This window comes from Microvirga brassicacearum, assembly GCF_008757455.1.
In the GTDB taxonomy this organism is placed as follows: domain Bacteria; phylum Pseudomonadota; class Alphaproteobacteria; order Rhizobiales; family Beijerinckiaceae; genus Microvirga; species Microvirga brassicacearum.
This window is the reverse complement of the sequence record NZ_VCMV01000014.1, coordinates 106,004-127,586: the sequence shown is the minus strand read 5'-3', so window position 1 is coordinate 127,586 and position 21,583 is coordinate 106,004. Positions and strand designations below refer to the sequence as shown.

The window sequence follows — 21,583 nt, the reverse complement described above, 5'->3', positions numbered from 1 at the left end:
AACGACACCCTCGCCCTCAGCCCTGACCCGGCTGGGGGCGTTTTCGTAATTGTTAAGAATGTCAACAGTTTACGAAACGTTCAGTTTGTTACAGATCGTAACCAAGCGTGATTTGGCCTCGCTCTTACCGGGCCCTATGTTGCCCTCAAGTCTAAGAGAGCGGATTCGCCCCGGAAACCGCCGTAAACAAAGAGAAACAGCGGACGCAAGCAGCCGAATCGCGGCATTTGTGTTCGAGGTCGCAAATGATGAAGCAAAGCCAGCAAACAACTCTCCGCGCAGCCGTCAACCTCACCGGTGTCGGCGTCCATTCCGGAGACGAGGTGAGGATTGTCCTTCACCCTGCTGAAGCGAATCATGGCGTTGTTTTTCTCCGCACCGGTCTTCCCGGCGGTCGTGACCGTCTCATCGACGCGCGGCACCTGACCGTTACCGCGACCGAGCTGTGCACCGTCATCGGAGATCGCCAGACGGGTGCGGTTGCGACCATCGAACACCTGATGGCGGCCCTTACCGGCCTCGGGGTCGATAACGTCCTGGTCGAAATCGACGGCCCGGAAGTACCGATCCTCGACGGCAGCTCGGCGCCGTTTATCGAGGCTATCGACGAGGTCGGCTTGGCGCTTCAGGGATCGTCGCGCCGCTACCTCAAGGTTCTCAAGCCGGTCCGCGTCGCCCAGGGCAAGGCTTTCGCCGAATTGACCCCGAACGATCGGGCCTTCCGTCTCGAGGTCGAGATCGACTTCCCGACCTCGGTCATCGGCCGTCAAAGCAAGGCGATCGATCTTTCACCCACGACCTTCCGTCGTGACATCTCACGGGCCCGCACCTTCGGCTTCATGTGCGACGTCGAGAAGCTTTGGAATGCCGGCTTTGCGCTCGGCGCCTCGCTCGACAACACGGTGGCGATCGGCGAGGACGGGGTGATGAACCCCGAGGGTTTGCGTTATGCGGACGAATTCGTCCGACACAAGATCCTCGACGCCGTCGGGGACCTGTCCCTCGCGGGACTGCCGCTTCTCGGGACTTATCGGTCGTTCTGCGGCGGCCATCGCATGAATTTCGCGGTTCTCGAAGCGCTGTTCTCCAACCGCGCGAATTACACCATCGTCGATGCCGGCGCGCGCCGCGAGACCGGTTACGCAGAGATCGGCAACAACATCGCCGTGCCTGCCTATGCGCCGGAAGTTCTCTAGTATTTCATCTCACCATTCGCCGGCCGCTTTCACGCCCCCGAACATCCGGAGGTGGCGACTTTTGCCCTATTCCGGTCACACGGATGGGTAAAGGCAGCGCGATGGGGTTGGCTCTTTCCGTAAGCATAGGGTAAAGAGCCTCAGAGCACCGTTACAATTGTGCGCGTTTTTCGGAGGGCCGCGAGGCATGTCGTTCGCGAAGGCTTATTTGGGCTTGAGAAGCGCGGGAGTTCGCGCGCTGGTTATCGCGACCTGCGGGGTAACCCTGGCCGGGTGCGATACCCTGTCGTCGCTCAATCCGTTCGACAAGAGCGAGACCTATAAGCCGGAGATCGTCTCGGACCTTCCCGGCGAGACGCTCTATAACGATGGCCTGGCCCGGATCCAGAAGAAGGATTACGAGGGCGCCGCCAAGAAGTTCAGCACGCTCGAGAAGCAAAACCCTTATTCCGAATGGTCGCGCAAGGCGCTGATCATGGAGGCTTACGCCAATTACGAGGGCGGGCTTTATGAGGAATCGATCACGGCGGCGAAGCGCTATCTTCAGCAGCATCCGAGCACGCCCGATGCCGCCTATGCCCAATACCTGATGGCGTCGTCCTATTACGATCAGATCCCGGACATCACCCGCGATCAGGAGAAGTCTGAGCGGGCAATCCTGGCGTTGCAGGAACTCGTCCAGCGCTATCCGAATTCCGAATACGTCGCCGATGCCAAGAAGAAGATCCAAGTCGCGAGCGACCAACTTGCGGGCAAGGAGCTCGAGGTCGGCCGCTTCTACTTGCAGAAGCGCAATTATTCAGGCGCCATCAACCGGTTCCGCTCGGTCGTGTCGCGTTATCAGACAACCCGCCATGTGGAAGAGGCACTGGAACGTCTCACTGAAGCCTACATGGCCATGGGCATCGTCAACGAGGCGCAAACCGCCGCTGCGGTTCTCGGTCACAATTTCCCTGACAGTCCTTGGTACAAGGACGCCCATGCTCTCCTGACCAAGGGCGGCGTCGAGCCGCGCGAGGATTCCGGTTCCTGGATCAGCAAGGCGTTCCGCGGTGTGCCCCAGGTCGGTCAGAAGACAGGCTAAGCCTTACCCTCCATGCTGATCCAGCTTGCGATTCGCGACATCGTCCTCATCGACAAGCTCGAGCTGCATTTCCATGAGGGCCTCTCCGTCCTCACCGGCGAAACCGGAGCGGGCAAGTCGATCTTGCTCGACGCCTTCGCGCTGGCTCTTGGCGGACGGGGCGATGGAAGTCTCGTTCGGCATGGGGAAGCGCAGGGCCAGATCACGGCCGTGTTCGATTGTCCCCACAATCATCCGGCGCGTCTCATCGCGACCGAGGCCGATATCGATATCGACGGCGATCTGATCCTTCGTCGCGTCCAGGTCTCCGATGGTCGGACACGCGCCTTCGTCAATGATCAGCCGGTCAGTGTGCAGGTGCTCAAGGCGATCGGCTCGACACTTGTGGAAATCCACGGGCAGCACGACGATCGCGCGCTCGTCGATTCCGTTTCGCATCGCGCGATTCTCGATGCCTTCGGTGGATTGATGCCGGAGGTGCAGGCGGTGCACGCGGCCGCGCGCCAAGTGCGTGATGCGCGGCAGGCCTTGCAGGATCACCGGGGCCGCATCGAGAAGGCCCGCAAGGAGACCGATTTTCTTCGCCATGCGGTGGAGGAACTGAGCAAGCTTGCGCCCAAGAGCGGCGAGGAGGAAGCCCTCGCGGAGCGTCGCGTCGTGATGATGCAATCGGAAAAGGTTGCGCAGGACCTGACCGACGCGTTCGAGGCGGTCGCGGGCTCTGCGTCACCGGTTCCGGTCTTGTCTGCGGCCGTGCGCAAGCTCGAACGCCGGAGCGCCCAGGCGCCCACCCTCGTCGACCCGAGCGTCAAGGCGCTGGACGCCGCGCTGCTTGCCATTGACGAGGCTCGCACGGCCCTTCAGGACGCCCTTCGCGCCGCTGAGTTCGACCCGCGCGAACTGGAGCAAACGGAAGAACGCCTCTTCGCCTTGCGCGCGGCGGCCCGGAAATATGATGTGCCGGCCGATGGGCTTGCGGCTTTGCGTCAGCGGTTCGTCGAGGACCTTGCTTCCATCGATGCCGGCGAGGAAAAACTCGGCGCGCTCGAGAAGGACGCGGCGGAGGCCGACAGGGCCTATGTGACGGCGGCAAAAAAGCTCTCCGCAGGGCGAAGGAAGGCCGCCGAAGCCCTCGATCTGGCGGTTCAGGCCGAGCTTCCACCGCTGAAACTGGAGCGGGCGCGCTTTATCACCGAAATTCAGACCGACGAGGCAAGCCGCGACGCCAGCGGCTTCGATCGCGTCGAATTCTGGGCCCAGACCAATCCGGGCACCAAGGCCGGCCCGTTGATGAAAGTCGCGTCGGGTGGCGAGTTGTCCCGGTTCATGCTGGCGCTCAAGGTGGTGCTGGCCGACAAAGGCTCGGCTCCCACCCTTGTGTTCGACGAGATCGATACCGGTGTCGGCGGCGCTGTGGCGGATGCGATCGGCCACCGGCTGGCCCGGCTGGCCGGACGGGTCCAGGTCATGGCCGTGACCCACGCACCTCAGGTGGCTGCCCGCGCCATGAGCCATTTCCTCATCGCCAAGGAGGGCGTGCGCGGCTCCGACCGGGTTGCAACCCGCGTGGTGCCGCTGGAGGCCTCGCCGCGGCGGGAGGAGATCGCCCGGATGCTGGCGGGCGCGACCATTACCGAGGAGGCGCGGGCGGCCGCCTCGCGCTTGTTGGAAGCCGCGACGAACTGACGATCCGCACTGGCCTGTCCCATTCAGGACGCTATGGTTCTCACGGTTCCATTTGCCGATTCGAACATGCCCGAAAACAAACCGACTCCGCCGAAGCCTGTCGATCAACTGACGCCGGCCGCCGCGCGCCTGGAGCACGAGGCGCTGGCGCGGGAGATCGCGCAGCATGACCGACGCTATTACGAGGACGATGCTCCCTCGGTGTCGGATGCGGAATACGATGCCCTGCGCCTGCGCTACGAGGCGCTGGAGGCTCAGTTCCCGGAGCTGAAATCGACTGAGAGCCTGACCCGGAAGGTCGGCTCGAAGCCGTCTGAAAAATTCAGCAAGATCCGGCATCGGGCCCCGATGCTGTCGCTGGCCAATGCCTTCGCCGATGAGGAGGTCGAGGAATTCGTCGAGCGAATCCGGCGCTTCCTGCAGATCAAGGCTGACGCGCCGGTGATTTTCACGGCTGAGCCCAAGATCGACGGCCTGTCCTTGAGCTTGCGGTACGAGCATGGGCGGCTCGTGAGCGCGGCGACCCGTGGCGACGGTTCGGTCGGCGAGGACGTCACGGCCAATGCCAGAACCGTCGGAGATATTCCGCAAAAGCTGACCGGCAAAGATTTTCCCGAAATCCTTGAAGTGCGCGGCGAGGTTTATCTGTCGCATGCGGATTTCGCGGCCATCAACGAACGGCAGGCTGCCGCCGGCAAACAGCTTTTCGCCAACCCGCGCAATGCCGCCGCAGGCAGCCTGCGCCAGCTCGATCCGGCGATCACCGCGTCGCGGCCGCTGCACTTTTTCGCCTATGGATGGGGCGAGATCAGCGAGATGCCGGCGGATACGCAATCGGGGATGATCGACGCGTTTCGGCGCTTCGGGTTCATCATCAATCCCCTGACGCGACGCTGTTCGACGGTCGCCGAATTGCTCGAGCATTACCGGACCATCGAGACGAACCGCGCCAATCTCGGCTACGACATCGACGGCGTCGTCTACAAGGTCGACGATCTGAACCTGCAATCCCGCCTCGGCTTTGTCTCGCGCTCGCCGCGCTGGGCGCTCGCGCACAAGTTTCCTGCCCAACAGGCGACGACCATACTCGACGCGATCGAGATCAATGTCGGCCGGACCGGATCGCTCAATCCCCTCGCGCGCTTGAGGCCCATTACGGTGGGTGGCGTGGTGGTGTCGAACGCCACGCTGCACAACGAGGATTATATCCGCGGCATTGGCGGCAACGGCGAGAAGATCCGCAACGGCGTCGATATCCGCGTCGGCGATACGGTGATCATTCAGCGCGCGGGCGACGTGATTCCCAAGGTTCTCGACGTTGTGCTCGAAAAGCGCCCCGCTGATGCAAAGCCCTACCTCTTTCCGAGCAACTGCCCGGCTTGCGGCAGCCATGCGGTGCGTGAGCAGAATCCGCGCACCGGCAAGGAGGATTCGGTGCGTCGCTGCACCGGCGGCCTCATCTGTCCAGCGCAGGCGCGAGAGCGCCTGAAGCATTTCGTCTCGCGCAATGCCTTCGACATCGAAGGTTTGGGCGAGCAGAGAATCGAAGAGCTCTATGCGGACGGCACGATCCGGCGCCCACAGGACATCTTCACCTTGGAGGCACGCAACGCCGGCAAACTGCAACGGTTGGAGAACCGGGAAGGGTGGGGCGCCACCAGCGTCAAGAACCTGTTCGCCGCCATCGAAGCGCGCCGCAACATTGCGCTCAATCGCTTTGTCTACGCGCTCGGAATCCCGCATGTCGGCGATACGTCGGCGAAGCTTCTGGCGCGCCATTTCGGTACGTTCGAGGCAATCCAGGAAGCCGCGAAAGCTGCGGCCGATCCTGAATCGGATGCACATGCCGAGTTGACCTCGATCGGCGGCATCGGCTCCGTCGTGGCGGATGCCATCGTCGAGTTCTTCAAGGAACAGCACAACGAGGAGATGCTCGACGCGCTCCTCGCGCAGGTCCACGTGGAACCTGTCGAGGCGACGGTCTCTGACTCGCCCGTTGCAGGCAAGACCGTGGTCTTTACCGGCGCGCTCGAACAGATGACCCGTGAAGAAGCCAAGGCCATGGCGGAACGCCTCGGCGCGAAGGTGGCAGGCTCGGTGTCGAAGAAAACCGATATTGTCGTTGCGGGGCCGGGCGCCGGGTCAAAGCTCAACAAGGCCAAGGAATTCGACGTTCAGGTGATGGACGAGGACGGCTGGTTCGTGCTGGTCGGGAGAAACTGAACGTGGATCAGATGAGACATTCGCCGCGAACATATTGGAGCGAAGCGCGTGCGGGCCTGCGAGATATCGCGCCCGCGGCCATTGCGGCGATTCCCATCGGGCTGTTGTTCGGCGCTGTCGCGGTCGCAAAGGGAATGTCGCCGGCCGAGGTCGGCCTGATGTCGCTGCTGGTGTTTGCGGGCGGCGCACAATTCGCCGCCATTGAAACCTGGATCCACCCGGCTCCTATCCTGACGCTGGCATTTGCGACCTTCCTCATCAACGCGCGTCACATTCTGATGGGCGCATCGTTGTCGCCCAAGCTCGCGTTGTCGCGATCACAGGAGTTCGTCGCGCTCTTTTTCTTGACCGACGAGACATGGGCGCTGTCGGAGCGGCGGGCGCTCGATCGGCCGGTCACCGGTGCTTACTGGGGCGTCATGGGCGTCGTACTGTTCTTCAATTGGACGATCACGACGTTCCTCGGTGCGGTGCTTGGCTCGTTCCTTGGGGATCCGGCGCGCCTCGGGGCGGATTTCGCCTTCACGGCGCTCTTCATCGGGTTGATTGCGGGCTTCGGCCGCGGTCGCGTCATGCTCGTCGCGGTTGCCGTGAGTGCAGCGGTCGCGGCGCTCGTCTATCGCTATATCGGCGCGCCCTGGCATGTGGCGTCCGGCGCTCTTGCGGGCATCGCCGCGGCGTATTTGGCTGCCGGCGAAAAATCTCAGTCACGCGAGAAATCTCAGTCATGAATGTCGATCCGACAACGCTTCTGGCGATCCTCGCGATGGCGGTCGCCACCTACGTGACGCGCATCGCGGGCTTGTTCGTCGCCGACCGGCTGGTTCTATCCGGCCGCGCCCAGGCGGCCTTCAACGCCATTCCGCCCGCAGTCCTCGTCGCGGTCATCGCGCCCACGGCGCTGACGACGGGGTGGGCGGAAGCGATTGCCACCCTCATCACGGCTTTGGTTGCGACGCGTTTGCCGCTGCTCGCAACGATCCTTGTCGGCGTCGTGTCGGTCGTGCTGTTGCGAGCCGTGCTTTAGCGGCAAATCAGGAAGTAGAGTCGGAGCGTCCGACTCTAGCCGAGCGGCCGCGTGGCCCGATCGAGCCATGCGCGGGTCTCGTCATCGACGAGGGCCGAGAGCTTTTCCCGAACGGCTGCGTGATAGGCGTCGAGCCAGGCAATTTCCGCCGCTGTCATGATGGAAATATCCACCAGCCGAAGGTCGATGGGAGCGAAGGTCAGAGTCTCGAAGCCCATCATCTCCCGGTCCCCGCCGGCGATTTTTCGAGGTTCGACGAGGATGAGGTTCTCGATGCGGATGCCGTATTCGCCCTGTTTGTAAAAGCCGGGCTCGTTGGACAGCATCATCCCGATCTTGAGAGGCGTGATGCCCGTCTTGGCGATGCGCTGCGGCCCTTCATGCACCGACAGATAGCTGCCAATGCCGTGTCCGGTGCCATGGTCGAAATCGAGACCCGCGTCCCACAGCGATTTGCGCGCGAACGAATCGATCTGTGCGCCGTTCGTGCCTTTCGGAAACACGATGGTGGCAATGGCGATATGGCCCTTCAACACGCGCGTGAAACGGTCCTTCATCTCAGGTGTGGGCTCACCGACGATGATGGTGCGCGTAACGTCCGTCGTGCCGTCCTCGTATTGCGCGCCGGAATCGACCAGGAAGATCTGATCCCTCTCGAGCTTGCGGTTGCTCGCACTCGTCACGCGATAATGCGGCAGGGCGGCGTTCGGTCCCGCACCTGAGATCGTCGGAAACGAGATGTTCTTGATCGCGCCTGTGTCGATCCTGAACGCTTCCAACTTTTCGACCGCGTCGATTTCCGATATCCGGCCGCCGGGCGCTTCCCGATCCAGCCATGCGAGATAGCGTGCCACAGCGGCGCCGTCGCGAAGATGTGCCGCACGCGAGCCGGCGATTTCGGCCTCGTTCTTGACGGCTTTCATCAGCGCGATCGGATCTTCCCCTACATCCGGCGTCCCACCTGAAGCCTCGATCCGTCGCGTGATCGCGATGGCACCGGTCGCAGCATCGACACGAACTTTCTTTCCCGAGCGTCCAAGTTCGTCGAGGGCCGTTTGAAAGGCGCTGATCGCGGTGAATTCGGCGAGGTCACCCACCGCATCGCCGGCTTCATTCGTCACTTTCACGGGGTCGAAGAACAACTGAGCACGGCCCTCACGGGGGATGACGGCGTAGCCGAGGGGAAGTGGGGTGCAAGCCACATCGCCGCCGCGCAGGTTGAACGCCCAAGCAAGGTTGTGCGGATCCGACACGACCAGCGCCTCGACCTTGTCGGCGGCCATTTTCGTCCGGATGCGCTCCAGTTTCGAGGCTGCGGTCTCGCCGGCAAATTCGATGGGATGCGGACGCACCGGCTCCTGCGGCGAGTCCGGTCGGTCGATCCAGATCACGTCGACGAGATTCATGTCGCTGGCGACAAGTTTGCCGCCCGCGCGCGCAGCGGCCTTTTCGAAGCGCCGCACATTCTCGCTGGTGTGAAGCCAGGGATCATAGGCCAGCACGGCGCCCTGGGGCAGGTTCGCCGCCACCCAATCTTCCGCGGATGTCTCGGCCATCTGCACTGGCGTGATGACCGACGTGTCGATCTGCTCGACGGCCTGAACGGTGTAGCGCCCGTCGACGATGAGGGCTGCCTTGTCCGCCAGGATCACAGCGGTGCCGGCTGATCCGGTAAACCCGGTCAGCCAGGCCAGGCGCTCGGCGCTCTTCGGCACATATTCGCCCTGATGCTCGTCGGCGCGAGGCACGATGAAGCCATCGAATCCTCGGCGTGTGAGTTCCGCCCGCATTCGCCCGATACGCTCGGGGCCGTGGGCAGGGGAGGTTGATTCGTCGAAGGTTTGGAAGCGGGACATGAGCTGAATAACCGTGGGCAGGAATTGAACGGCGCCACGCTAGGCTGCCGTGCAGAACGCCGCAACCGCCCTCTCAGGTTATAGGACGGGCAGATTGTTCGTTTGCTATGCGCCCAATGCGAGTCTGATCAGCAAATTGGATTGTGCATTGCAACATGAGCATGGCTTCCATGCTGCTCAGACCCCTGCACATAAAGGTCATGGCTGCTTACCTTTACCCTATAACACGACCGAGGAACGCAGAAGGGTCATCACAGCAGCCAGTTGGAGATGCACCCATGATTACCGCCACAACCCTATCCGCCGCTTCCGGCGGCCGCGCGGGCTTCAGCCCGATCCTTTTGGCGAAGCGCTTCGTCAACCACCTCGTGACCGTTCGCATGGCGACCGTTGACCGAGAATTGCGTCGCCTCGGACAAAAGCCGATGGCGCTCGACGCCGCCGATTTTCTGCCGTTCAAACTCTAACTGAGGATAGCCACCATGTTGATCATCACCATCCTCCGGACCATCCGCGAGATCGTTGCCGACGCCGTTGAGCTTCGCCGGGTCCTTGCTTTGCGCTATCCGCACATCCGGATGGAATAGAACCGGTTAGCGGCGGGGCCGCGGATGCGCGCCGCCCCGCTTCATCACCAGAGCGGCCCAGCCTTCGAGGTCATAGCGGCGCTGGAGATGCCAACCCTGCGGCTCATAGGCGGAGAGCACTCCGGGAACATCCCGCGCCAGCAATCCTGACAGGATCAAGGTTCCGTCCGCACTCGCGACCCGCGCCAAGGATGGCGCCAGGACGCGCAGGGGCTTTGCCAGGATGTTGGCGAAGACCAGGTCGAAATGGCCGGGTCGATCCGCCTCGTGGTGGCGAACCCCCGGAGCCACATAAAGCGTCAGCCATCTGTCGATGCCGTTGAGACGAGCGTTCTCGCGCGCGACACGCACGGCTTCCGGGTCGATATCCCCCGCCACCACGCGGGTCTTCAGCATTTTGGCTGCCGCGAAGGCAAGGATGCCGGTGCCCGTGCCCACGTCGAGCACATGCCGCGGCTTGCGCTGCTTGAGTTCGTCCACGAAGGCGAGCAGGCAGCCCTTCGTCGTGCCATGATGGCCCGTGCCGAACGCGAGCGCGGCTTCGATCTCGATCGTCAGGTCGTTGGGCCGTCGCTGCTCGCGATCATGCGAGCCATGCACCAGCACGCGCCCGGCGCGAACCGGCTTCAGGCCTTCCAGCGAAGTCTTGATCCAATCCTGCTGCGTTAGCGGCAGGAACACTCCCTTGTCGGCCTCCGCCCCGACGAGGGGGCGCACGAGGTCGCGGATCGCTTTCTCGTCAGGCTCGCGCGCGAAATACGCTTCCAGAAGCCACGGCCCGCCATCCTCGGTCTCGAACGATGCCACGGCGGTTTCGGCAGGATCGAAAATCTCGCCGATCAATTCCGTCATGACTCGCGCCGAGCGCTCATCCGTGGTGAGCCGGAAGACATGGGTCGGGCGGTTGGGGTGCAAACCTTCGAGCATGAGCGACCGCTTAGCATCACGAGCGCGCCCGGTCACCCCTCTACGACGGTGGCCGCGGGCGGCTGGGTCAGGACCGCAAGGCGCTCTCCCTCCTGCGCGCGATAATGCCGCTGCAGATCGGTGATGTAGTCACGCACGATGGGCGCCGCATCGCGCTTGCGGGCGAGTTGCATGTGGAAAACCAGCTGGCTGCCGGTTCTGAACATCATCTCGGCACTGACAAGATAGAATTCCCACATGCGGCAGAAGCGCTCGTCATACAGGGCCGCGATCGCGGCTCGGTTGGCTTCAAAACGCTGGTGCCAATGGGCAAGGGTTTTCGCGTAATGAACACGCAGGAACTCCAAGTCGGTGACCCACAGGCTGGCATTCTCGACGATCGGAAACACCTCCGAGAGCGCGGGCGAATAGGCGCCGGGGAAGATGTATTTCCGCAGCCATGGGCTTGCGGTGCCGGGAGGACTCATGTGTCCGATCGAATGCAGGACCATCAGCCCGTCATCGCTCAGCAGCGCGTTGATCTTGGCGAAGAACTCGCCGTAATGATGCACGCCCACATGCTCGAACATGCCCACGGAGACGATGCGGTCGAAGTGCTGATCCAGTTTTCGATAATCGAGGAGCTCGAAACGGACGCGATGCGACAACCCTGCGCGCCGCGCTTTTTCGTTGGAGAGCGCATGTTGCTCTTTTGACAGCGTGACGCCCGTGACATCCACGTCTTCCATGGCTGCGAGATAGAGCGCCAGATCGCCCCAGCCGCTGCCGATATCGAGCACCTTCAGTCCAGGTTTGAGCTGCAATTTCGACGCGATCAGGCGAAGCTTGTTCCGTTGCGCCTGCTCGAGCGTGTCATCGTCATTGATGAAATAGGCGCACGAATACTGCATTCCTTCGTCAAGGAAGAGTTTGTAGAAGTCGTTGCCTAGATCATAATGGTGGGCGACGTTTTGCTGCGCCTTGCCGACGGGGTTAGCCTGCTGGAACCGCTTCAGCCCGCGCGATACGCTGCGCAGCATCTTCTGCAACGGATAGGTCCCGAGTGCGATCCGGTTCATGGAGAACAACGTCAGGAAATCGCGCAGGGTCGAGCCCTCCTCGAAACTCAAGCGGCCATCCATATAGGCTTCGCCGGCGTGGAGCTCAGGGTTTAGGAAGAGCTTGTGATAGAGCGACCGGTCGGTCAGCCGCATGGTCACTTTCGGTCCCGGCGCACCCGAAAACACGTGCACCTTGCCGTCTGCATCGACCACCTTCAGTGTCCCGGTGCGCACGAAGGATTTCAGCAGGTGGGAAAGCGGGAACATCGAGCCCTCTCAGGAAGCGCATTCGGGAGGCCGGATCGTTCCACAGTTGATAGGGCGTGGCTAGGGGGTGAAGGACCTACCCCAACGCCTCCACGAAGCTGTCGAGCACCATCTTCCGTCCCGCCTTGTCGAACTCCACCGTGAGCTTGTTCCCGTCGATCGCCTCAACGGTGCCGGGCCCGAACTTGGTGTGGAAAACCCGGCCCCCTTTGCTGAAGGCCGAGGCGGTGCCGGTGGATTTGGCGACCAGTTCGCCGTCAATCACCATAGGCCCGCGCCTGTCGCCGGAGCGGCCCGCCGAGTAACCATCGTCCTTGCCGGCGTTGCGGGCCTGTGCACGCTGCCAGCCCGGCGTCTGATAGGACGAACCGCTGAATGCCGGCATCCGATCGAAGCGCGAACCGCCGCCATATCCGCTGCCGTGGGAGAAATTCGCCGGCGCCTCGACGATCTCCACGTTGGCTTCGGGAAGATCGTCCACGAAGCGGCTGGGAATCGTCGAATTCCACAGACCGTGGATGCGGCGGTTGGAGGCGAAATAGATCTTCGCGCGCCGCTTTGCGCGGGTGATCCCCACATGGGCCAGCCGCCGCTCTTCTTCCAGTCCGGCGCGGCCGCTCTCGTCGAGCGCGCGCTGGTTCGGCAGCAGGCCTTCCTCCCAACCGGGCAGGAAGACCGTGTCGAATTCGAGCCCCTTGGCGGCATGCATGGTCATCAGGCTGACGCGCTCGGTCGTGTCGGAATCGTTTGCTTCCATCACGAGCGAGACATGTTCGAGGAAGCTCTGGAGATCCGGGAACTCCTCCATCGAGCGCACGAGTTCCTTGAGGTTCTCCAGACGTCCTGCAGCGTCGGCCGATTTGTCCTTCTGCCACATATCGGTGTAGCCGGATTCCTCCAGCACCGTTTGTGCGACGTCGGATTGGGTCATGGTCTGCGAGAGCTGCGACCAGCGCCCGAAAGAGATCAGCAAATCGCGCAAGGTCGCGCGCGGCTTCGGTTTCAGCTCGTCGGTTTCGACGAGGAAGCGCGCCGCTTCCATCATCGACACGCGGGCGGCCCGCGCGTGGCCGTGCAGGAGCTGGATCGTCGCGTCGCCAAGCCCGCGTTTGGGCACGTTGATGATCCGCTCGAATGCGAGGTCGTCCGCCGGCTGGTTGACGCAGCGCAAATAGGCGAGGGCATCGCGGATCTCCGCACGCTCGTAGAAGCGTTGTCCACCGATGATGCGATAGGGTACGCCAATCTCGACAAGCCGATCTTCAAGCGCGCGCATCTGCGCCGTGGTGCGCACGAGGATCGCCATCTCGGCCAGCGAATGCTGCTTCGTGTGCAGGGCCTCGATCTCTTCGCCGATCAGACGCGCCTCTTCCTCCGAATCCCATGCGCCGGTGATCGAGACTTTCTCCCCGGGCTCGTCCTCCGTCCGCAACGTCTTGCCGAGGCGGCTCTGGTTCTTGGCGATCAGCCCCGAGGCAGCCGACAGGATATGCGCGGTGGAACGATAGTTGCGCTCCAGCCGGATCACGGTGGCGCCTGGAAAATCGTGCTCGAAGCGCAGGATGTTGTCGACCTCGGCGCCGCGCCAGCCATAAATCGACTGGTCGTCGTCGCCGACGCAGCACAGGTTCTTGTGCGCCTGCGCCAATAGCCGAAGCCAGAGATATTGCGCAACGTTGGTGTCCTGGTACTCGTCAACCAGCATATAGCGAAAGCGCTTTTGATATTGCGCGAGGATGTCGGGATGCTCGCGCCAAAGGCGCAGGCATTCGAGCAGCAGGTCGCCGAAATCAGCGGCGTTGAGCGTTTTCAGGCGGTCCTGATAGGCGGTGTAGAGCCGCCCGCCCTTGCCGTTGGCAAATGCGCCGGCTTCGCCCGCCGGAACCTGAGCCGGGCCGAGGCCGCGGTTCTTCCAGCCATCGATCATGGAAGCGAGTTGGCGCGCAGGCCAGCGTTTCTCGTCGATGTTTTCAGCCGCGATAACCTGTTTCATCAATCTGAGCTGGTCGTCGGTGCCGAGAATGGTGAAGTCGGAACGCAGATCGACCAGTTCGGCGTGCCGCCGCAGGATCTTGGTGCCGATCGAGTGGAAGGTTCCGAGCCATTGCATGCCCTCGGCCACCGGACCGATGAGGGACGCGACCCGTTCGCGCATTTCGCGGGCCGCCTTGTTGGTGAAGGTCACCGACAGAATGTCGAAGGGTCGCGCCTTGCCGGTGGCGATCAGGTGGGCGATGCGGGTGGTGAGAACCCGGGTCTTGCCCGTGCCGGCGCCAGCCAGAACGAGCACCGGCCCCTCGGTCGCCTCCACGGCGGCGCGCTGCTCCGGGTTCAGACCCGACAGGTACGGGGTCTGCGGCGTAACCGCAGCGCGCGCCCGGGCGCTGAGCGATTGAGAACCCGGTATGTGGGTGAGATCCTCGGAAAGATCTGGTCTTGGATCAGGCTGATTCATTTGGCGCGACCATGGATCAAAACGCGAACGGCGTCGAGGGCGCAGTCGCGAGCGCTCACCGCAAAGACGGCCTGTCGCAGCCGAAACCCCGTTGGACAGAAGAGCTTTCCCCACCCATATGGTGATGGATGAACGGAAAGGGATCTCCGATGCGCCGTTTGATGGTGGCAGCTGCCATTCTCGCAACCTTGGCCGTGCCGGCTGCGGCACAAACGCGCTTGCCCCGCACCACCCCGGCCGAACGGCAGGTGAAGGAACTCAACCGCTCGATCCAGCAGGAGCAGCGGATCTTGCAGCGCGAGCAGCAATACCAGATCGACAACAACCAATTGCGGCAACGTCTGGACAGGCGGCAGAACCTGTCGAACCCGTCGCCGCCGGCCCGGATCGGTACCTGCCCGGCCGGCTCGATCGGCTGCTGAGACGCTGGACACGAGCCTAATTCCCAGCGAAACTGTTCCAGTATTGCGTCTGGAGAAGTGGGATGCTCGCTGGTTCTCTGGCTCTTTTGGTTTCCGCGGTTTTTGCCGGCGCGGCGTTCTACATCAATGTGGTGGAGCAGCCCGCAAGGCTGAAGCTCGACGACGGGCCCATGCTGGCACAATGGAAGCCTGCGTATCGGCGCGGGTTGATCATGCAATCGTCGCTGGCCGTCCTTGGATTTCTGCTGGGCGTCACTGCTTGGGCTCAAACGGGCGGATTGGCATTCCTGATCGGCGCGATCCTGATGATCGCCAATTGGCCCTACACCCTGATGCGCATTCTCCCGACCAACAAGAAACTCATGGACACCGAACCGGCCCTAGCTGGGCCTGACACTCGGGACCTCATGCTGAAATGGGGGCGCCTGCACGCTGTGCGGACGGCGCTCGGCTGCGCGGCGATGCTGGCCTTTATTGGGGCGCTCAACCGTTAGGCATCGATGAGCCCACGGTACTCGCCAGTTCGTCACAGCCTGATCCGCGCAGTGAAGACCATGCGCCAGCATAAGATCGGGCTGGATGGGTTTTTGAAGAAGCTGAACGCAGCCCTAGTGACGCGTTCCCGCAGCCACCAGAGGCTCGCGAAGGGTGCGATCCGCATTCCGGGGTGAGGGAATTCCGATGATCTTGCCGAGGCTCTGTGGCTTCGCCAAGCGCGCATGAGACGTCTTCATCACTGCGATGTTGGTCTGGATGTCATCCGGGAAGGGAGCCACCTTGCGCAGGTTCATGTCCATGTGGAGGCCGAGGCTCTCATTGGTGGCCGAGATCCAGCCTTCGCGGGCATGGCGGAGTTCCATGTAGAGGTGGAGCCGCTTCTCATCCATATCGAGGAGTTGGAGCGTTACCCGCACCGGATCGTAGGCGCGCAATTCGCGTCGGTAGAGAGTATGGGTCTCGGCGACGAAGAAGGAGCCCTGGCGTTCCTCGAGATATTCCTGGCCGAGGCCGAGCAACCCGAACGCCTCTTCGAGCGCACGATCGAAGAACACGTGGAAATAAGCCATGTTCATATGGCCGTTATAGTCGATCCAGGCCGGAGAGACCTCCATCGTGGATGACACGAACGGCGCGAAAAAGAAGACGGGACCCCGCTCTTTCATGACCAGCGCTCTCTTCCAAATCCGATCACGGGATCCTCTCTGTCCAAGCTCGAAACGAAATACTAGCACAAAACGCACTGAGATCCATCGATGGTTCGCGATTTTTGCGCAGAGTGTTGCCTTTGCAACGGTTTTGGTAGGTATGGATAACGAAGATCCGCACTCGCACCTGAAGCACAAATGAACGAGCCACATCTGCAAACCCGCCCGAAACCATCCGAAGCTGCCCTTGCGGGCCTGTCGAGCAAGCTTGCCGAACACCTGGGCGACCGTGTCGTCGCGTCCGCGGCGGTGCGCGAGCAGCACGGGCATACGCTCACGTGGGTCAAGAACCAGCCGCCGGACCTGGTGGTCTATCCCCGCACGACGGCGGAGGTCTCCGAAATCGTCAAGCTGTGCGCGGCGCGTGATGTGCCGATCATTCCCTTCGGCACGGGGACGTCCCTCGAGGGCCATGTCAACGCGCCTTGCGGCGGCGTTTCGGTCGATGTGAGCCTGATGAAGAACATCTTGGCGGTCCACGAGGAGGACCTCGACTGCGTCGTGGAGGCCGGGGTCACGCGCAAGGAGCTGAACGAGCATCTGCGTGACAAGGGCTTGTTCTTTCCCATCGATCCGGGGGCGGATGCCTCGATCGGCGGCATGGCGGCGACCCGGGCCTCCGGCACCAATGCGGTTCGCTACGGCACCATGAAGGACGCGGTGCTCGGCCTTACCGTCGTCACCGCCGACGGCGAGGTCGTCAAGACGGCGAGCCGCGCGAAGAAGAGTTCAGCTGGTTACGACCTCACCCGTCTGTTCGTCGGATCGGAGGGAACCCTCGGCATCATCACCGAAATCACCGTGAAGCTCCACGGGATCCCGGAGGCCATCTCGGCGGGCATCTGCCCTTTCCCGAGCGTTAAGGCTGCCTGTGACGCCGTCATCATGACGATCCAGACTGGCATTCCCATCGCGCGCATCGAATTGCTCGACGAAGTGCAGGTCCGGGCCGTCAATCTCCACTCCAAGCTGACCCTTCCGGAAAGTCCGCTGCTGCTGCTCGAATTCCACGGCTCGACCGCAGGCGTTCAGGAACAGGCTGAGCGCTTTGGGGAGATCGCGGCGGAATTCGCCGGCGGCCCCTTCGATTGGGCGACCAAGCCGGAGGACCGATCGAAGCTATGGCAGGCTCGGCACGATGCTTATTGGGCAGCGCGGGGACTGCGCCCCGGCGCGCAGTCTGTTGCGACCGACGTTTGCGTCCCGATTTCCCGGCTGGCCGAATGCGTCGATGAGACCAAGCGCGATATCGAGGCGTGCGGCCTGATCGCGCCCATCGTCGGCCACGTGGGCGACGGCAATTTCCATGTCCAACCCCTCGTGAACATGGACGACCCGGCGGAGGTCGAGGCCTGTGAAGCGTTTGTCGACCGGCTCGTGCGCCGGGCGCTCGCCATGGAAGGCACCTGCACGGGCGAACACGGGGTCGGTCAGAAGAAGATGAAATATCTCGAGATCGAGCATGGTCGGGCGGCTCTCGATCTGATGCGCACCTTGAAACGGGCGATAGATCCGCACAACATCATGAATCCGGGTAAGATCGTTGCGCTTTGACGGTGGACCGAGGCCGTCAGGCGCTCCCGCTCTACTGGCTTATAGGATAAAGAACCCGCACCGAACCGGAGAAAAGGCCGCCTCTTGCGCGACATCCTGACGATTATCGCCTCAATCGTGATCGTGATCCTGGCGGTGGCCGTGGCGGCTCCCCCGCTCATCGACTGGCAGGATCATCGCGAGACCGTCGATCGGTTGATTTCGCGCGCCTCGGGAACGGAAGCCAGGACCGAGGGCGATATCGGCATCAGGCTCCTGCCGACCCCGCGCATCCGCCTCGATCGGCTGCGACTGGGCGGAAAAACGGCGGATTCGCCGACGCTGACCGCCGATCTCGTCTGGGCTGAACTGGCACTGACGCCGCTCCTGCGCGGTGAGGTGCGCTTTCTGGAGACACGGGTCGGACGTGCCGACATCAACGTATCGGTCTCTCAGGACGGAAGCTGGCGCCTGCCGCCCGATCTCCTGACGGGCAGCGCGCGCGGTCGCGAGTGGGCGATCGAGAGCCTGAAAATCGGCCAGTTCCTGGTCACCACGCAGATGCCGAGTACTGGCCGGACAGACCAGCTTTACGCCGAGAACGTTTTCATCGAGGGCCAGAGACTGATTGGCCCGTGGCGTGTCGAGGGAAGCACCGGCGGTGTGCCGTTCCGGCTCGTTACGGGCGAACTGGCTCCTGACAAGAGCGTGCAGGTCAAGCTCGCGGGTGGAGGCGACAATCACCCACGCTTCGATATCGACGCGAAGGTGTCGTTTACGGCGGGCGACGATGGCGCGTTGAACGTGGCCGGCAAGGCAAAGCTCCTCTTCGGTCCGCCCGCCCAGGTCGCCGCCGCCGGCATTCCGATCCCCATTACGCTCGACGCCGAATTCAAGGCGAGCAACGGTTTGATCCTGCTCGATCCGGTTTCGCTCGAAGCCGGGGAGGGGGGGGCAAGTCTCCGGATGTCCGGGCAGGGGACCATTCAGATCGGCGAGCCTCGGGTGTCACTGAGGCTCGAAGGTCGCCGTCTTGACGCCGATAGCTTCATTCTTTCGGCAAGCGGGCAGGATTTCAAAAGCCGGTTCCGGGAATGGTCGGTGCCGAAATTCGCCGTGCCGGTCGATCTGGACCTGAAGATCGACAGCATCGGATTGGGTCAGGAGGACCTGTCCAACGCCATCGCCCGGCTTTCGCTGGATCGCGGACAAGCAACGGTCGACCTGTTCGAATTCACCGCGCCCGGCGAAACGCGGATCGCTCTGGAGGGCAAGGCGGGCCTCGGCGCGCGCGGAGGCACCGTCGGCAAGATTGCGCTGCAATCCAAGACCTCGGACCGCTTCGCCCGCTATCTCGACCGTCTCAACCTGCGCTCGCCTTTCTTGCGAGTGCTCGACGGCAGGCCGTTCGAGGCGTCCTCCGACGTTGCGTTCGTGTCGCCGGTCGTCTCGTTCAATCACCTGCGTGTGAAGACGGGCGACGCAGTGCTGACGGGTAACGTTCGCTACACGGCGCCGGAGGGCTCAGCGCGGGCAAAGCTCGAAGCGCAGGTCGCGATCCAGAATCTCAATCTTGATCAATTGCCGCGCGTGTCGAGCGTGTTCGAGGCGACCCAGAACATGGATGTGGGTTTCATTCTCGATGCCCGCGGGGTGACAACCGGCAACCGTCCCGGCGATGGCCGCATCGGCGCGCGCATTCTGTCGGATGGTCCCACGCTGCTGGTCGAATCCCTCGACATCGTCAACCTCGCGGGCGCGAACGCGAAAGTGAGCGGGCGCATCGCGCCGGACGGCTCGGGACGCATCGAAGGCAAGGTCACGGCGGAACGCGCTGCTCCCCTCGTGGACCTGATGGGAAGTGTCTGGATCGGCGGATTGTCGAAACTCGTCCCACCCTTCCTGCGGGATGGCGAACTCGACCTCGACGTGATCACGGAGCGGGTCGCAAGACCGCCTGGAACTTCGGAAATGCGGCTGCGGACGACGGCGCGCGGCACGGCGGCGGGCGGAGCCTTCGAGGGTCAGGTCGATTCTCTCGATGGGCGGACCGAGAAACTGGACGTCACGCTCGCAACCGACAATACCGGGCGCTGGGTTCAACGCCCTGACGTACGATCGCTCAACCGCCCGTCGAAGGTGGTGCTCCGTGGCATTCGGCTCGGATCGGGACAATTCAACGTCACGCTGGAAGGCGATGTGGGCGGCGTGAAGGTCACTACAGGCCGACCATTCACGCTCAGCGCCGACGACGATGTGGTCGATAGCGGTGCCGCGGAGATCGACACCGCCGACATCACGCCGTTTCTTCTCTTGTTGGGCGACGGCGCGGGCGTCGCTCCACCGGTTCCCGTTAAGGCTCAAGTCACATTGGGACGCGAGCGGGATGCCACGCTCCTCGAAATTCGCGGCCAGGTGGCCGACAGCAAGGTGCAGGCGCGGCTCGCCGCGCGGTCGCGGGCGGATATCAGCGGCGAGATCTCCCTCGACAAATTGTCGTTGCCGTGGCTCGTGACGACGCTTGCGCTGAGCGCCCCCGGCGTGCCTGACGCGACCGCTTTGTGGTCCACCGCCCGGTTTGGTCAAAGCGCGCGGCTTGTTCGCGGTGGTCAGGTGACGATCCGTGCTGCCGCTCTCGATCTCGGTCGCGGCCTGCGGGTTTCGCGCGCCAGTTTCATTCTCGATGCGACGACCGAAGGCATCGGCATCCGCGATCTGGACACGGTGCTCGGCACAGGCAAGCTGACGGGCTCCGCAACCATCACGCGCCAAGGTTCCCTCGCGTCCATCGTCGGCGAGGGAGCCTTGCGGGATGTGCCGCTCTCGGCGCTGACGGCAGCACCATTCGAGGCGCGGCTGACGGGGTCGCTGAAATTCGGAAGCGCCGGCGAGACGATCGCTTCCCTGATCTCGAATCTCGGAGGTTCGGGCGAGTGGACAGTGGCGAATTTGCGCATCCCGGAAACCGATCCCGCGGCGCTCGACAGGGCGGGCAAGCAACTTCTTGCCGAGAGCGAGCCTCTCGTTGCCGGCCGGGCCGAAGCTGTCATCAGCGCGGAACTCAACCGCGCGCCGCTCACGGCGACAAACATCAGCACCTCGGCGGCTCTGATCGGCGGCGGCTTGCGATTGTCGCCCTTCATTGTCGAGGCCGCCGCATCGACTTGGCGCGGAACGGTGACCTTCGATCTCAAGTCTCTCTCGTTGGATGCCAGAGGTTCGATGACGGCGCGCGCCGTTCCGCCCGAATGGACAGGCGCTCCGCCGGCGATCGGCCTCGCGTGGAAGAGCGTCGCCGGCGTGCCGTCGCGCGAGATCGACGTCGGCCCCTTCCGCAATGGCCTTGCGGCGATCGTGCTGAAACGCGAGCTCGAAAAGATCGAGGCTTTCGAAAAGGCGGCCGCCGAGCGCCAGCGGCAATTGCAGGCGAAACAGGAAGCGGACCGGCTGAAAGCCAAGGCGGCGGCCGACGAGGCGGCGCGACAGACCCGCATGAAGGAAGAGGCCGAGCGGGCTCGTCGGGAAGCCGAGCGCCTGCAATCGGAACAGCAGAAGCAGCCAACCCCGGAGCCGCAGAGTTCGGTGCCGTTGGAAATGCCGTCGCTGACGCCGACGATTGAGCTTATGCCTCCGCCGGAGATTCAGGTGCGGCCAGGCGGCTGATTTCCATCCGCAAGCGATTGACGATGAAAACGCGGATCGCCGAAGACAGATTCTGATCGCCGCGCTCCGCATCGATGCGCCCGATCAGCCCCTGCATGGAAACCGCTTCGCGCTCGGCCATCTGGCGCAACAATTCCCAGAACGGCTCCTCCAGCGAGATGCTGGTGCGATGGCCGGCGATCGCGACGGAACGCTTGAGGATGCCGCTGCCCATTCATTCGGTCTCTTCATCTCGCCTGTGCAGGTCGAGACGGCGTTCAGTCAGATTGTTCTCGGCTTTGCTCACGTCGCGCTCGATCTTGGTGCGGCCGAAGGCGACGCGGTTCTGCGCGGCGCGGGCCTCTTTGTCGGCCCGCGCCTTTCTCTTGCGCACAAGGCGCAGGTTGACGATCTCAGCCATTGATCATCGCGG

At 63.0% G+C, this 21,583-nt stretch carries 18 protein-coding genes; 11 read left to right on the top strand and 7 right to left on the bottom strand.

The genetic code is table 11. The annotated features are described in order from the left end of the window. The first annotated feature begins 248 nt into the window (after positions 1-248). The 6 genes from lpxC (at position 249) to FEZ63_RS11315 (ending at position 7,216) form a co-directional block, all read left to right on the top strand. Positions 249-1,196: a UDP-3-O-acyl-N-acetylglucosamine deacetylase gene (gene lpxC, locus FEZ63_RS11340; protein WP_150944634.1), complete on the top strand. Its 948-nt coding sequence runs from the start codon at positions 249-251 to the stop codon at positions 1,194-1,196. 187 nt (positions 1,197-1,383) lie between these two features. Further along, positions 1,384-2,280, top strand: coding sequence for an outer membrane protein assembly factor BamD (locus FEZ63_RS11335; protein ID WP_150944414.1), 897 nt, complete (start codon positions 1,384-1,386; stop codon positions 2,278-2,280). A 12-nt stretch (positions 2,281-2,292) separates the two neighbouring features. Next, the gene (recN, locus tag FEZ63_RS11330) at positions 2,293-3,966 is read left to right on the top strand and encodes a DNA repair protein RecN (RefSeq protein ID WP_150944412.1); all 1,674 of its coding nucleotides are present in this window, start codon (positions 2,293-2,295) and stop codon (positions 3,964-3,966) included. A gap of 66 nt (positions 3,967-4,032) precedes the next feature. Then, entirely contained in the window at positions 4,033-6,189 is a 2,157-nt protein-coding gene (ligA, locus tag FEZ63_RS11325; RefSeq protein WP_201274148.1) for an NAD-dependent DNA ligase LigA, read from the top strand. 11 nt (positions 6,190-6,200) lie between these two features. After that, positions 6,201-6,920 carry an AzlC family ABC transporter permease gene (locus FEZ63_RS11320; RefSeq protein WP_150944632.1) on the top strand — a complete coding sequence of 240 codons (720 nt, stop codon included), beginning with the start codon at positions 6,201-6,203 and terminating at the stop codon, positions 6,918-6,920. Beyond that, positions 6,917-7,216, top strand: coding sequence for an AzlD family protein (locus FEZ63_RS11315; protein ID WP_150944409.1), 300 nt, complete (start codon positions 6,917-6,919; stop codon positions 7,214-7,216). The genes FEZ63_RS11320 and FEZ63_RS11315 overlap by 4 nt, the downstream gene beginning before the upstream one ends. A gap of 35 nt (positions 7,217-7,251) precedes the next feature. Here FEZ63_RS11315 and FEZ63_RS11310 read toward each other — a convergent pair whose 3' ends face one another. Beyond that, positions 7,252-9,072, bottom strand: coding sequence for an aminopeptidase P family protein (locus FEZ63_RS11310; protein ID WP_150944407.1), 1,821 nt, complete (start codon positions 9,070-9,072; stop codon positions 7,252-7,254). Positions 9,073-9,350: 278 nt separating this feature from the next. Here FEZ63_RS11310 and FEZ63_RS11305 point away from each other — a divergent pair, with 278 nt between their 5' ends. Continuing rightward, the gene (locus FEZ63_RS11305) at positions 9,351-9,539 is read left to right on the top strand and encodes a hypothetical protein (RefSeq protein WP_150944405.1); all 189 of its coding nucleotides are present in this window, start codon (positions 9,351-9,353) and stop codon (positions 9,537-9,539) included. A gap of 126 nt (positions 9,540-9,665) precedes the next feature. Here the strand turns inward: FEZ63_RS11305 and FEZ63_RS11300 are convergent, their stop codons facing one another. The 3 genes from FEZ63_RS11300 to FEZ63_RS11290 form a co-directional block, all read right to left on the bottom strand. After that, entirely contained in the window at positions 9,666-10,586 is a 921-nt protein-coding gene (locus FEZ63_RS11300) for a 50S ribosomal protein L11 methyltransferase (RefSeq protein WP_150944403.1), read from the bottom strand. A gap of 32 nt (positions 10,587-10,618) precedes the next feature. Further along, positions 10,619-11,893, bottom strand: a complete 1,275-nt coding sequence (locus FEZ63_RS11295) for an SAM-dependent methyltransferase (RefSeq protein ID WP_150944401.1) — start codon at positions 11,891-11,893, stop codon at positions 10,619-10,621. A gap of 76 nt (positions 11,894-11,969) precedes the next feature. Beyond that, complete coding sequence (locus FEZ63_RS11290) at positions 11,970-14,348, bottom strand: ATP-dependent helicase (protein ID WP_150944398.1); 2,379 nt, start codon at positions 14,346-14,348, stop codon at positions 11,970-11,972. A gap of 149 nt (positions 14,349-14,497) precedes the next feature. Here FEZ63_RS11290 and FEZ63_RS11285 point away from each other — a divergent pair, with 149 nt between their 5' ends. After that, positions 14,498-14,770: an MreC domain-containing protein gene (locus tag FEZ63_RS11285; protein WP_150944396.1), complete on the top strand. Its 273-nt coding sequence runs from the start codon at positions 14,498-14,500 to the stop codon at positions 14,768-14,770. A 62-nt stretch (positions 14,771-14,832) separates the two neighbouring features. After that, complete coding sequence (locus FEZ63_RS11280) at positions 14,833-15,264, top strand: anthrone oxygenase family protein (protein WP_150944394.1); 432 nt, start codon at positions 14,833-14,835, stop codon at positions 15,262-15,264. Positions 15,265-15,378: 114 nt separating this feature from the next. Here the strand turns inward: FEZ63_RS11280 and FEZ63_RS11275 are convergent, their stop codons facing one another. After that, positions 15,379-15,933 carry a thioesterase family protein gene (locus tag FEZ63_RS11275; protein ID WP_150944392.1) on the bottom strand — a complete coding sequence of 185 codons (555 nt, stop codon included), beginning with the start codon at positions 15,931-15,933 and terminating at the stop codon, positions 15,379-15,381. Between the two features lie 180 nt (positions 15,934-16,113). Here FEZ63_RS11275 and FEZ63_RS11270 point away from each other — a divergent pair, with 180 nt between their 5' ends. Beyond that, positions 16,114-17,529: an FAD-binding oxidoreductase gene (locus FEZ63_RS11270; protein ID WP_150944390.1), complete on the top strand. Its 1,416-nt coding sequence runs from the start codon at positions 16,114-16,116 to the stop codon at positions 17,527-17,529. Positions 17,530-17,613: 84 nt separating this feature from the next. After that, on the top strand, positions 17,614-21,171 hold the full coding sequence (locus FEZ63_RS11265) for an AsmA family protein (RefSeq protein ID WP_150944388.1): 3,558 nt from the start codon (positions 17,614-17,616) through the stop codon (positions 21,169-21,171). On the opposite strand, the gene FEZ63_RS11260 is transcribed toward FEZ63_RS11265, so the two are convergent. Then, positions 21,131-21,385: a ribbon-helix-helix domain-containing protein gene (locus FEZ63_RS11260; protein ID WP_150944386.1), complete on the bottom strand. Its 255-nt coding sequence runs from the start codon at positions 21,383-21,385 to the stop codon at positions 21,131-21,133. The two genes, FEZ63_RS11265 and FEZ63_RS11260, sit on opposite strands and share 41 nt — an antisense overlap. Then, entirely contained in the window at positions 21,386-21,571 is a 186-nt protein-coding gene (locus FEZ63_RS11255) for a DUF4169 family protein (RefSeq protein WP_150944384.1), read from the bottom strand. Between the last annotated feature and the right edge of the window lie 12 nt (positions 21,572-21,583).